The organism is Candidatus Pelagibacter bacterium nBUS_36, assembly GCF_051201215.1.
GTDB lineage: Bacteria > Pseudomonadota > Alphaproteobacteria > Pelagibacterales > Pelagibacteraceae > Pelagibacter.
In genome coordinates, this window is the sequence record NZ_CP172839.1 from 109972 (window position 1) to 122500 (window position 12529).

At 32.7% G+C, this 12529-nt stretch carries 9 protein-coding genes, 2 tRNA genes and 2 rRNA genes (1 of these 13 cut by a window edge); 11 read left to right on the forward strand and 2 right to left on the reverse strand.

What is annotated here, in order from left to right; all coding sequences use genetic code 11:
* Positions 1-43 precede the first annotated feature (43 nt).
* Both argJ and ACIJYI_RS00580 read left to right on the forward strand, forming a co-directional pair.
* Positions 44-1345 carry a bifunctional glutamate N-acetyltransferase/amino-acid acetyltransferase ArgJ gene (gene argJ, locus ACIJYI_RS00575; RefSeq protein ID WP_435114194.1) on the forward strand — a complete coding sequence of 434 codons (1302 nt, stop codon included), beginning with the start codon at positions 44-46 and terminating at the stop codon, positions 1343-1345.
* A gap of 40 nt (positions 1346-1385) precedes the next feature.
* Entirely contained in the window at positions 1386-1814 is a 429-nt protein-coding gene (locus ACIJYI_RS00580; RefSeq protein WP_435114195.1) for a DUF1178 family protein, read from the forward strand.
* Here ACIJYI_RS00580 and ubiG read toward each other — a convergent pair.
* Positions 1811-2533, reverse strand: a complete 723-nt coding sequence (gene ubiG / locus ACIJYI_RS00585; protein ID WP_435114196.1) for a bifunctional 2-polyprenyl-6-hydroxyphenol methylase/3-demethylubiquinol 3-O-methyltransferase UbiG — start codon at positions 2531-2533, stop codon at positions 1811-1813. The two genes, ACIJYI_RS00580 and ubiG, sit on opposite strands and share 4 nt — an antisense overlap.
* A 78-nt stretch (positions 2534-2611) precedes the next feature.
* Here ubiG and ACIJYI_RS00590 point away from each other — a divergent pair, with 78 nt between their 5' ends.
* From ACIJYI_RS00590 to ACIJYI_RS00610, 5 genes are read left to right on the forward strand one after another with little or no spacing between them, the layout of a single operon-like run.
* Positions 2612-3823, forward strand: a complete 1212-nt coding sequence (locus tag ACIJYI_RS00590; RefSeq protein WP_435114197.1) for an aspartate kinase — start codon at positions 2612-2614, stop codon at positions 3821-3823.
* A gap of 5 nt (positions 3824-3828) precedes the next feature.
* Complete coding sequence (gene ispG / locus ACIJYI_RS00595) at positions 3829-4929, forward strand: flavodoxin-dependent (E)-4-hydroxy-3-methylbut-2-enyl-diphosphate synthase (protein ID WP_435114198.1); 1101 nt, start codon at positions 3829-3831, stop codon at positions 4927-4929.
* Positions 4926-5999, forward strand: a complete 1074-nt coding sequence (gene prfA, locus ACIJYI_RS00600; RefSeq protein ID WP_435114199.1) for a peptide chain release factor 1 — start codon at positions 4926-4928, stop codon at positions 5997-5999. Before ispG ends, prfA begins: the two co-directional genes overlap by 4 nt.
* Positions 6000-6842 carry a peptide chain release factor N(5)-glutamine methyltransferase gene (prmC, locus tag ACIJYI_RS00605; protein ID WP_435114200.1) on the forward strand — a complete coding sequence of 281 codons (843 nt, stop codon included), beginning with the start codon at positions 6000-6002 and terminating at the stop codon, positions 6840-6842.
* Between the two features lie 12 nt (positions 6843-6854).
* Positions 6855-7289, forward strand: coding sequence for a DUF4167 domain-containing protein (locus ACIJYI_RS00610; protein ID WP_435114201.1), 435 nt, complete (start codon positions 6855-6857; stop codon positions 7287-7289).
* On the opposite strand, the gene ACIJYI_RS00615 is transcribed toward ACIJYI_RS00610, so the two are convergent.
* Positions 7286-8578, reverse strand: coding sequence for a peptidoglycan DD-metalloendopeptidase family protein (locus tag ACIJYI_RS00615; protein WP_435114202.1), 1293 nt, complete (start codon positions 8576-8578; stop codon positions 7286-7288). The two genes, ACIJYI_RS00610 and ACIJYI_RS00615, sit on opposite strands and share 4 nt — an antisense overlap.
* A gap of 337 nt (positions 8579-8915) precedes the next feature.
* Between ACIJYI_RS00615 and ACIJYI_RS00620 the strand changes: the two genes are divergently transcribed.
* The 4 genes from ACIJYI_RS00620 to ACIJYI_RS00635 form a co-directional block, all read left to right on the forward strand.
* Positions 8916-10390, forward strand: a 16S ribosomal RNA gene (locus ACIJYI_RS00620).
* 98 nt (positions 10391-10488) lie between these two features.
* Positions 10489-10566, forward strand: a tRNA-Ile gene (locus ACIJYI_RS00625).
* A 9-nt stretch (positions 10567-10575) separates the two neighbouring features.
* A tRNA-Ala gene (locus tag ACIJYI_RS00630) sits at positions 10576-10651 on the forward strand.
* 138 nt (positions 10652-10789) lie between these two features.
* A 23S ribosomal RNA gene (locus ACIJYI_RS00635) occupies positions 10790-12529 on the forward strand; it runs 1014 nt beyond the window's last position.
* Together the 16S and 23S rRNA genes with 2 tRNA genes alongside form the textbook arrangement of a ribosomal RNA operon.

The window sequence follows — 12529 nt, forward strand, 5'->3', positions numbered from 1 at the left end:
TTATATCGTTTAATATATGTATTAAATAAAAAATTTAAATACTATGGGAATTAATTTAACAAACTTTTTGTCTTCAAGATCAAATAATACAAGAATGATTGATTTTCAGGACCTAGATCACATTGATGGGCTATCAATTTCTGTCTTGAGTGCAAACCTATATAAAGATAATAGAGACGATCTATCTATGTTTTATTTTAGAGATGGAGCTAATTATGCCTCAGTTTATACACAATCTAAAATAGTATCAGAAAATATTAAATGGAACTTAAATCAAAATTGTAAAAAAATATACTCACTTCTTGTTAATACAAGAAATGCAAATGCCTTTACTGGAAAACAGGGGTATGAGAGTTTAAAAAAATTAGCCAATCTAGTGTCTAAAAAATTAACTGAAAAACAAGCTGAGGACGAAGAAATTCCAAAAAAAATAACACCTAATCAGATTATTTTTGGTTGTACAGGTACTATTGGTGAAAAATTTCCATATGAAAAAATTGCCAATCAAACGCAAAGTTTAGTAGATAAAATTCGTTATACTCAAAATAAATTCCTTTGGATGAAGGCTGGGCTTGGTATCATGACCACTGATACTAAACCCAAATTAGCAATGGAAGAATGTGAAATTGGAAATGAAAAAATTAAAATTTATGGAATAGCAAAAGGATCAGGCATGATCTATCCGAACATGGCGACAACATTAGCTTATGTTTTTACAGATGCTAGCTTATCAAACGATATATTGGGTAAATTATTAAAAAAAAATATAACTACAACTTTCAATGCAATTTCGTGCGATGGAGACACAAGCACAAATGATATGGCTACAATTTTTGCAACCAATAAAGTAGATAATGCTAAAATTAAAAATATTAATGATAAGAAGATAAAAAAATTTGATTTAGCCCTTAATAATGTTTTATTAAATTTAGCAAAAAGGGTTGTTTCTGATGGCGAAGGAGCATCTAAATTTATTACAGTAAGTGTTAAAAAATGTAAAAATGAAATTGATGCAAAAAAAATTGCTTTTTCAATAGCAAACTCACCTTTAGTAAAAACTGCAATTGCAGGAGAGGACCCAAACTGGGGTAGAATTGTAATGGCTATTGGTAAAGCTGGACCAACAATTAATTTAAAAAGATTATCCATTAATTTTGGAAACATTAAAGTAGTGATAGATGGTAAGCTAAGCCAAACCTATGATGAAAAACTAGTAGCAAACTATATGAAGAATGAAAATATTAGTTTAGAAATTGAAATTTCTACCGGCATTAAAAGCTTTACTGCTTACACTATGGATTTTACAGGTAAATATATTAAAATTAATGCAGATTATAGAAGCTAATAAACATTGAAATTTTATTTTTTATTATTAATTAATAATTATGATCAAATACAAGCTAGAATGTAAAAATTGTGAGATTACTTTTGATAGTTGGTTTGCTACATCAAAAGAATATGAAAAATTAAAAAAGAAAAAACTTTTAGCATGCTATAATTGTGAATCATCAGAAGTTGAGAAAACTTTAATGGCTCCAAAATTTATTAATAGTAAAAAGAAATCGAAAAACAATTTAGATCAATCAAAGTCCTTAGGAATTAAAAAAACTATTAAGAAATATCAAAAATTTATTAAACAAAATTTTCAATATGTCGGTGAAAATTTTGTCTATGAAGCAAGATCAATCCATTATGATAAAAAAAAGAAAACCAAAGGTATTTATGGTAATGCATCTAAAAACGATATTAAGGAATTAAAAGAAGAAGGAATTGAAACTCAGATGATACCCTGGCTAGATGATAAAAATAATTAATTTTTTATAAATTCAGCAATATAATTAACAGATAAATCATTTGAAATTTTCCATTGATTTTTTACTATATTAAAATGCATTCCATCTAACTTGCTTAAAAATAAGTTATTTTTTTTTAAAATTTTTTTAAGTTCTTCAGGTTTTACAAATTTTTCCCACTCATGAGTTCCAATAGGTAACCATCCTAAGATATATTCAGCACCGACAATAGCAAACACATAAGATTTTAAAGTTTTGTTAATAGTTGCTACAAACATTAGTCCATTTTTTTTAAGTAGTTTTGAACTTGATTTCAAAAAAAAATTAAGATCATCGACATGTTCAACTATTTCCATATTTAAAATTACATCATATTTTTTTTTAGTTTTTAATTTTTCAGGAGATGAACACAAATAATTTATCTTAAGTTTGTTTTTTTGAGCATGTAGTTTTGCAACTTTTATATTTTTAATTGAAGCATCTATTCCAGTTACGTTTGCACCTAATCTTTGCATTGGCTCAGAAAGCAAACCACCTCCGCATCCAATATCTAAAATATTAATTTTATTTAGAGGTTTTATCTTATTTTTTAATTTAAAATTCTCAATTATGCTTTCTTTAATATATTTTATTCGTATAGGATTAAATTTATGAAGGGGTTTAAATTTACCTTTTGGATCCCACCATTCAGAGGCCATTCTTGAAAATTTTTCTATTTCTTTTTTATTTACACTACTCATGATAGATAATTAGTTGACATAACAATTAAGATGTATTTTATCAAATATTAATTAAATTATAATAATAAAATCTGATCAATGAAAACCGTTGTACTTAAATTTGGTGGAACTTCTGTAGGAAGTGTTGATAGAATCAAAAAAGTTTGCAAAATTATTGTTTCTTATAAAAAGAAAAAAAATAGGGTAGTTGTAATTTCATCTGCTATGAGTGGTGTAACGAATGATCTTGTTAATAAATCAAAGCTAATTAGTAATAATTTTAATAAAGCAGAATATGACACCTTAGTATCTACAGGTGAGCAGGCTTCTTGTGCATTGATTGCAGGTAGGTTAAATCATGTCGGATTTAGATCGAGATCATGGATGTCATGGCAATTGCCCATAATTACAGAAGGCCCATATTCTGGCGCTAGAATTGAAAAGGTAGTTGTTAGGGAATTAAATAATTATTTAAAAAGTGGGGGGATTCCTATTATCACTGGTTTTCAAGGTATAAATAATAAATTTAGATTAACTACCATCGGTAGAAGTGGGTCAGATGCAACAGCTATTATGTTAGCAAAATTTATTAAAGCAGATGAGTGTGTAATTTATACGGATGTTGATGGAGTTTATACAACTGATCCTAGACAATATAAAAATGCAAAAAAAATAAAAAAAATCTTTTATGATGAAATGCTAGAAATGGCATCGTTAGGATCAAAAGTTATGCAGCCAACGTCAGTTCAGGATGCTAAATTAAATAATATTGATATTAGGGTCAAATCTTCATTTATTAGTAAATCTGGGACATTGATTACAGGATCCAAAAAAGCATTTAGTGATCAAATTATTACTGGAATTTCATCAACAAAAAATGATGCAAAAATTACAATTGTTGGTGTTAAAGATAGACCAGGTGTCGCTGCATCTATTTTTAAACCTTTGTCACAGAATTTGATTAATGTGGATATGGTTATTCAAAACATTTCATTAAATGGTAAAGAAACTGATTTAACATTTACCATAAAATCTGATGATCTTAAAAAAACAGAAAAATTAATAAAACTAAATAAAAAAATATCTTATAAAAAAATATCTTTTGACAAGGATGTGTCAAAAGTTTCAATAATTGGTGTTGGCATGATAACTACACCAGGTATTACATATAGAATGTTTCAAGCGTTAGCCTCAAAAAAGATAAATATTTTGGTGATTTCAACATCTGAAATTAAAATTTCTGTATTAGTTTCATCCAAGAATGTAAAAAAAGCAGTAGCTGTTCTGCATAAAGAATTTAAACTAGACTAATTTTTATGAGCCTTAGGCCTTTTAGAAATATCAATAGAAAAAATACTAAAGTAATTAAAGTAGGCGATGTTAAAGTTGGAGGCAAAAACCCTATTTCTGTTCAGTCAATGACCAACACATTGACAACTGATATTAAATCAACAATTAAACAAATCAATGAAATTTATGAGGAAGGTGCAGACATCGTTAGAGTTTCTTGTCCTGACGAGGCTTCATCAAAATCTTTAAAAGAAATTAGCAAAAATGTTAAAATCCCAATAATAGCCGATATTCATTTTCATTATAAAAGAGCCATCGAAGCAGCAGAAAATGGTGCAAAATGTTTAAGAATAAATCCTGGAAATATTGGAGATAAAGATAAAATTCATGATGTACTGAGTGCTGCTAAAAATAATGATTGTTCAATAAGAATTGGAGTGAATGCAGGTTCACTTGAAAAAGATATTTTAGAAAAATATAAAGAGCCATGCCCAGAAGCATTAGTTGAAAGTGCAATGAGGAATATAAAAATTTTAGAGGACCAAGATTTTTTTAATTTTAAGGTTAGTGTTAAATCTTCTGATGTTTTTCTATCAATTGCCGCTTATCGACAACTTTCACAAGTTATGAACTATCCATTACATCTTGGAATAACAGAAGCTGGAAGCTTTGTTTCTGGTAGTGTTAAATCTTCTATTGGGTTAGGCTCACTTCTTTTGGATGGAATTGGAGACACTATTAGAGTTTCGCTTTCAGATGATCCTGTGAAAGAAGTTAAGATTGGAAATGAAATCTTGAAATCATTAGGGTTACGAAATAGAGGAGTAAAAATTATTTCTTGCCCATCATGTGCACGACAAGCATTTCAAGTAATAGATACTGTCAAGGTATTAGAAGAAAAACTGTCACATATTAAAACATCTGTAACATTGTCTATTATTGGATGTGTAGTTAATGGTCCTGGGGAAGCGGCCATGACAGATATTGGAATTACAGGAGGTGGAAAAGGCAATAATATGCTTTATTTATCTGGAGTTCAAAGTGAAAAAGTTCTAACAGATGATATTATAAACAAAGTTGTTTTAGAAGTTGAAAAGAAAGCATCTGAACTTGAAAAAAAACCATGATACCTATCAAAACAATTGAAGAACTTATATCAAAACATTCTATATTAGAAAAAGATTTGTCTTCAGGTGAAATAGACAAAAAATTATTTGCTGAAAAATCTAAAGAGTATTCAGATGTGAATGAGATAATAGAAAATGCTAAAAAATATATTTCATTTGAAAAAGATAAAAAAGAACTGGAAAAAATTTTAGAAGATAATTCAGGAGAGGAAGAACTCAAAAGTATGGCTGAGTTGGAGCTAACAGAACTTAAGTCTGAGCATGAAATAAATGAAAAGAAATTAAAACTGTTTTTATTACCAAAAGATGAAGCAGACAAAAAGAATGCAATTATTGAAATTAGAGCTGGAACAGGAGGACTTGAAGCAAGTTTGTTTGCTTCAGACCTTTTTAAAATGTATGAAAAAGTAAGTCATAAAAAAAAATGGTCACTAGAATTAATATCAATTTCTAGAAGTGATGCTGGAGGATTAAAAGAAGTTATAGCATCAATCAAAGGGACCAATATTTATTCTACATTAAAATATGAAAGTGGAGTTCATAGAGTCCAAAGAGTACCAGATACAGAAACTCAAGGAAGGGTTCATACTTCTGCAGCAACAGTTGCTGTTTTACCTGAAGCTGAAGAGGTTGATCTTAAAATAAATGACTCTGATTTAAGAATAGATGTATTCAGAGCTGGTGGTCCAGGAGGACAATCTGTAAACACAACGGATAGTGCAGTAAGAATAACACACATTCCAACAGGCCTTTCTGTTTCTCAACAAGATGAAAAATCCCAGCACAAAAATAAAGCTAAAGGTATGAAAATTTTAAGATCACGCCTTTATGAGCTGGAGAGATCTAGAATTGATCAAGAAAGATCTCAAGATAGAAAAACAAAAATTGGAACTGGAGATAGATCTGAAAGAATTAGAACTTATAACTTTCCACAAGGAAGAGTTACAGATCATAGAATAAATTTAACACTTCATAGATTAGAAGAGTTTTTAGAGGGTGAAGCATTTGATGAAATGATTGAATCTTTAACCCTACAAGCACAAGAAGATAGCTTAAGTAATTTAAAATAAATGAATATTCAATCAGCAATTATTCAAGGAACAAATATTTTAAAAAACAGGTGTATTCAAACAGCTCAATTAGATACTGAAATCTTAATGGCTAAAGCACTTGGCGAAGATAGAAAATATATCATTTTAAATAATAATAAAGATTTAAAAGATGAAAATTTAAAATATTTTAAAAGATTAATAAAAGAACGTTCATCTAGAAAACCAATCGCTCACCTTATTAATAAAAAGTTTTTTTGGAATTCTGAATTTTTTGTTACGAGTGATACTTTAATACCAAGACCAGATACAGAATTGGTAATAGAACATATATTAAAGCTAAGTAAACATAAAAATACAATGAGTATATTGGATATTGGTATTGGATCAGGATGTATTTTATTAACTATTTTAAAAGAAAGAAAAAGTTTTTATGGCACAGGGATAGATATTAGTAAAAACTGTTTAAATATAAGCAAAATAAATGCAAAAAATCTTAAGGTAGAAGCAAGAACAAAATTATATAAAACAGATGTTGACAAATTCTGTTTAGGCAAATATGATTTAATAGTTTCTAATCCTCCTTATATTAAAAAATTAGATTTAAGATATTTGGAAAGAGATGTAGCTAAATACGAACCAAAATTAGCTCTCGATGGTGGATTAGACGGTTTATCAGAACTCAGAAAAGTTATTAAAAAATCGTCTGAACTGATAAAAAAAAATGGTAAATTTATTTTAGAGATTGGTTTTAATCAAAAAAATAAAGTAATTAATTTATTAAATAAAGAAGGTTTTTATATAAACAGTACTTCAAAAGATCTTGCAAAGAATGATCGTTGTATTGTTAGTACGAAAATATAATCAATTAAAATTATGGTAACATTTAGAAATAATAATAACGTTCGAAGAAATAATTTTAGAAGAAATGATAGAAACTTCAAAAGTAATGGAGATAGACCTAAATTTGGATCAAGCTATCCAAATAACGAAAATTTTAAAAGAAAAGCACCTGGTAGAAATAATCATAATGCTCCAAAATTAATCGAAAAATATAATGATTTAGCAAGAGAAGCATCATCTAATGGAGATAAAATTTTATCTGAAAATTATTTGCAGCATGCGGATCATTTTACTAGAATTTTAAATGAACAAGAGAGCTTTAGAAAAGCAAAATATGCTGATAATAAAGTAGAAAATGATGAAATTTCCCAAGAAAAGATTGTTAAAAAAGTTGAAGTTTCTGATGATAAAGTGAAAGAGGAAGCTCAAGAAAAAAAAACAACTAAGATACAGTCAGAAATTAATTAATTTAAACCAATAATTTTTTCAGATTTAAGAACGTTCAACTTAATCTTTGTAGTTTCAAATATTTCTCTCTCTTTTCCTTTTAAAATTTTACCTGAAGGAAGTTTTAATTTTTGTGAATTAACTTTTTTTCCGTTAATTATTACTTCATAGTGTAGATGTGGACCAGTAGATTTTCCTGTTGAACCTACAAACCCTATAGTTTGACCTTGTTTTACTCTAACACCAGTTTTAATTCCTCTAGCAAATTTTGACATATGTGCATAGATTGTTTCGTAAGTTGAATTGTGTCGAATTTTTACACAATTACCACCACCTCCACACCAACCTGCTTTTTTAATAATCCCATTTCCAGATGCCATAATTGGTGTTCCTTTTGGTGCTGCAAAATCCGTTCCTCTATGCATCTTATTAAATCCATCTATTGGATGTTTTCTCATTCCAAACGAAGAGGATAATCTTGCACCGTTAATTGGAGTTTTCATCAATGCTTTTTGAACACTTTTTCCATTTTTATCATAATGACCATCATCACCATCATTGTTAAAATGATATAAAGCGTTATCTTGGCCACTGAGTTTTAAGTTTGCAAAAAGTATTTCTCCACTTTCAATAATTTCTTTTTTTTCATTTAAAAAAACTTCATACATTATTTGAAATTTATCTTTTTTTCTAATGTCTCTTTGAAAATCAACTTGGAAACCATATATCCTCGCAAATTCAATTATTGTATTAGCAGGTATATTTTGATCTACAGCTGATTTATAAAGACTCTGTAAAATTATATTCTCTTTATAAATAATTTTTTTTTCTAATTTTATAGATATTATTTTTTGATTAAATCTATCGTCTTCGTTATTTCTTGTTAAATATATTTTTTCTGTATTAGAAACCTGAAAGGTAAATTCTTTAATTTTGTTATCTGTTTGATCTAAACTAAACTGAATAACTTGTTTTGTATTCATTTTGTTAAGATTAACTTTTTTTGAAAGAGAATTCTTTATTTCAATAATTTCATCTTTATCAATCTCATATTTATCTAATATTTTATCAAAAGTTTCACCTGATTTGATTTTATGTTTTATTCTTTTATATTTTGGTTCTAAGTTGTTAATTATATGGTTAAGAGTTTTTTTGAGATACACATTATCTATAAAATTGTTATAATTTTTTTTATTATTTTTTTTCTCTTGGTTAAAATAACTAGTTAGTGCTACGGTTAATATAATAACTGCAACTAAAGGAAAAAATTCCCCCCCTTTTTTTATTTTGTTGGAAAATTTTTTTAACATTTTAAATTGTTTGGTAATTAATTATTAGATTAGAAACACAAAAACATCAAAAAAAACCCTTTAAAATCATCACTTTTTAGTTATTTTTTTTGACCTTAATTGCTTGATTTCCTTTTATTTTAGCCTATAAGCGTCACACTTTCTTATTAAAATTATTGTTTACTCAATAAATTAGTGAGGATTATTGGGCTTTTTTGACCCAATTAGTTATTTAAAATGTAAAAATTTAAGAAGAGAAGTGTGGACGGTTAAGGTTACCAAAATTTGTCGTACACACTTCAACATTATATAAATTTTATTCTTAGAATTTATATAGAAGCTAGTGTGCGCCGTTTTTAAACTTGAGAGTTTGATCATGGCTCAGAACGTACGCTGGCGGCACGCCTAACACATGCAAGTCGAACGAAGTAGCAATACTTAGTGGCAGACGGGTGAGTAACATGTAGGTATCTGCCCTTTGGCCTGGAATAACACGAGGAAACTTGTGCTAATACCGGATAAGTCTTTACGGAGAAAGCTTTATGCACCATTGGATGAGCCTGCACTAGATTAGTTTGTTGGTGGGGTAATGGCCTACCAAGACTGTGATCTATAGCTGATTTGAGAGGATGATCAGCCACATTGGGACTGAGACACGGCCCAAACTCCTACGGGAGGCAGCAGTGGGGAATCTTGCACAATGGAGGAAACTCTGATGCAGCGATGCCGCGTGAGTGAAGAAGGCCTTTGGGTTGTAAAGCTCTTTCGTCGGGGAAGAAAATGACTGTACCCGAATAAGAAGGTCCGGCTAACTTCGTGCCAGCAGCCGCGGTAATACGAAGGGACCTAGCGTAGTTCGGAATTACTGGGCTTAAAGAGTTCGTAGGTGGTTGAAAAAGTTGGTGGTGAAATCCCAGAGCTTAACTCTGGAACTGCCATCAAAACTTTTCAGCTAGAGTATGATAGAGGAAAGCAGAATTTCTAGTGTAGAGGTGAAATTCGTAGATATTAGAAAGAATACCAATTGCGAAGGCAGCTTTCTGGATCATTACTGACACTGAGGAACGAAAGCATGGGTAGCGAAGAGGATTAGATACCCTCGTAGTCCATGCCGTAAACGATGTGTGTTAGACGTTGGAAATTTATTTTCAGTGTCGCAGCGAAAGCGATAAACACACCGCCTGGGGAGTACGACCGCAAGGTTAAAACTCAAATGAATTGACGGGGACCCGCACAAGTAGTGGAGCATGTGGTTTAATTCGAAGATACGCGCAGAACCTTACCAACACTTGACATGTTCGTCGCGACTTTAAGAGATTAAAGTTTTCGGTTCGGCCGGACGAAACACAGGTGCTGCATGGCTGTCGTCAGCTCGTGTCGTGAGATGTTGGGTTAAGTCCCGCAACGAGCGCAACCCTCACTTTTAGTTGCCATCATTAAGTTGGGCACTCTGAAAGAACTGCCAGTGATAAGCTGGAGGAAGGTGGGGATGACGTCAAGTCCTCATGGCCCTTACGTGTTGGGCTACACACGTGCTACAATGGTATCTACAACAGGAAGCAAGACTGCGAAGTTAAGCAAATCCCTAAAAGATACCTCAGTTCGGATTGCACTCTGCAACTCGAGTGCATGAAGCTGGAATTACTAGTAATCGTGGATCAGCGTGCCACGGTGAATGCGTTCCCGGGTCTTGTACACACCGCCCGTCACACCATGGGAGTTGGTTCTACCTTAAGGCAAGGTTTCAAACCCTTGACCACGGTATAGTCAGCGACTGGGGTGAAGTCGTAACAAGGTAGCCGTAGGGGAACCTGCGGCTGGATTACCTCCTTTCTAAGGATGAATGAAAGTAAAATTTCATTCTAAATAATATACATCGGTAATGTTGACCGTCCTCATTTCTCTTCTTAAAGTAATGTTTCCTTCTTGTAGGGCCGGTAGCTCAGTTGGTTAGAGCACACCCTTGATAAGGGTGGGGTCGAAAGTTCGAAGTCTTTCTCGGCCCACCATACTTAACTGGGGGATTAGCTCAGCTGGGAGAGCGCCTGATTTGCATTCAGGAGGTCAGCGGTTCGATCCCGCTATCCTCCACCAGGAAACATTTAGTTATACAAATTGTAAATAAAAATAATAATTAATATCAATATCTATATCCGAACATTAGTAATGTTATTAGCTAATGTTCAAAATAAAAATTTGATTCAACACAGAAAGAATTTTTTTCTGTGCATAAATCAAGCGTTTAAGGGCGTGTAGTGGATGCCTTGGCACTGAAAGCCGATGAAGGACGTGATATACTGCGATAAGTTTCGGGGAGCTGTATGTAAGTTTTGATCCGAAAATTTCCGAATGGGGAAACCCACCACTTTATGTGGTACTTTAAACTGAATACATAGGTTTAAAGAGACAACCTGGAGAACTGAAACATCTAAGTAACCAGAGGAAAAGAAATCAATTGAGATTCCGTTAGTAGTGGCGAGCGAACGCGGACTAGGCCAGTAGTTTTGTTAAAAAAATTTGAATAGTTTGGAAATGCTAACCATAGAGGGTGATAGTCCCGTATGAGTAATGTTTAACAAAATTCTTGAGTAAAGCGGGACACGAGAAATCCTGCTCGAATATAGGGGGACCACCCTCTAAGCCTAAATACTCTTCAGTGACCGATAGTGAACTAGTACCGTGAGGGAAAGGTGAAAAGAACCCCTATTAGGGGAGTGAAATAGAACCTGAAACTGCATGCCTACAATCAGTCCGAGCCTTTTTTAGGGTGAGGGCGTACCTTTTGTATAATGGGTCAGTGACTTAATTTATTAAGCAAGCTTAAGCCATCTAGGTGTAGGCGTAGCGAAAGCAAGTCTTAATAGGGCGATTAGTTTAATGAATTAGACCCGAAAACGAATGAGCTTACCATGAGCAGGTTGAAAGTTGGGTAACACCAACCGGAGGACCGAACCAGTTGACGTTGAAAAGTCTTTGGATGACTTGTGGTAAGGGGTGAAAGGCCAACCAAATTCGTAGATAGCTGGTTTTCCGCGAAAACTATTTAGGTAGTGCGTTGAATAAATAGATGTTTAGAGGTAGAGCACTAAATGGGCTAGGGGGAAGAAATTCTTACCAAACCTAATAAAACTCCGAATGCTAGACATTGTTCTTCAACAGACAGACTGTGGGTGCTAAGGTCCATGGTCGAGAGGGAAAGAGCCCAGACCACCAGATAAGGTCCCAAAATTATGATTAAGTGTGAAAGGATGTGGAAATTCCTTAACAGCCGGGAGGTTGGCTTAGAAGCAGCCATCCTTTAAAGATAGCGTAACAGCTCACCGGTCTAATAGAGTTTCTGCGCCGAAGATGTAACGGGGCTAAAATCATATACCGAATCTGTGGGTTTACAAAACTTTCGAGTTTTGTAAGCGGTAGCGGAACGTTCTGTAAGCCTGTGAAGGGATACCCGTGAGGGATCCTGGAGGTATCAGAAGTGCGAATGCTGACATAAGTAACGATAAAAGAAGTGAAAAACTTCTTCGCCGAAAATCTAAGGGTTTCTGCGCAAGGTTAATCCGCGCAGAGTTAGTCGGCACCTAAGGCGAGGGCGAAAGCCGTAGTCGATGGAAACAAGGTTAATATTCCTTGACCTGATGGTAGTGACGGATTCCGTAAGTTGTGAGTTCTTAATGGATTGAACTTGCCGCGAAGGGGTCCCAAGAAATAGCTCCATCATTAAGACCGTACCCGAAACCGACACAGGTAGATTAATAGAGTATATTTAGGCGCTTGAGAGAATGATGTTGAAGGAACTCGGCAAAATGCTTCCGTAACTTCGGGATAAGGAAGACCTTTTTGTAGGCAACTATGAAAGGGTGGCACAAGCCAGGGAGAAGCGACTGTTTATCAAAAACACAGGGCTCTGCTAACACGTAAGTGGATGTATAGGGTCTGACGCCTGCCCGGTGCTGGAAGGTTAATGCGGTTGGT

Bases quoted from the DNA above. Each gene is read 5' to 3' on its own strand.
- ACIJYI_RS00590 (WP_435114197.1), top strand. From the start codon at position 2,612: ATGAAAACCGTTGTACTTAAATTTGGTGGAACTTCTGTAGGAAGTGTT.
- prmC (WP_435114200.1), top strand. From the start codon at position 6,000: ATGAATATTCAATCAGCAATTATTCAAGGAACAAATATTTTAAAAAAC.
- argJ (WP_435114194.1), top strand. From the start codon at position 44: ATGGGAATTAATTTAACAAACTTTTTGTCTTCAAGATCAAATAATACA.
- ACIJYI_RS00615 (WP_435114202.1), bottom strand. From the start codon at position 8,578: ATGTTAAAAAAATTTTCCAACAAAATAAAAAAAGGGGGGGAATTTTTT.
- ACIJYI_RS00610 (WP_435114201.1), top strand. From the start codon at position 6,855: ATGGTAACATTTAGAAATAATAATAACGTTCGAAGAAATAATTTTAGA.
- prfA (WP_435114199.1), top strand. From the start codon at position 4,926: ATGATACCTATCAAAACAATTGAAGAACTTATATCAAAACATTCTATA.
- ACIJYI_RS00580 (WP_435114195.1), top strand. From the start codon at position 1,386: ATGATCAAATACAAGCTAGAATGTAAAAATTGTGAGATTACTTTTGAT.
- ubiG (WP_435114196.1), bottom strand. From the start codon at position 2,533: ATGAGTAGTGTAAATAAAAAAGAAATAGAAAAATTTTCAAGAATGGCC.
- ispG (WP_435114198.1), top strand. From the start codon at position 3,829: ATGAGCCTTAGGCCTTTTAGAAATATCAATAGAAAAAATACTAAAGTA.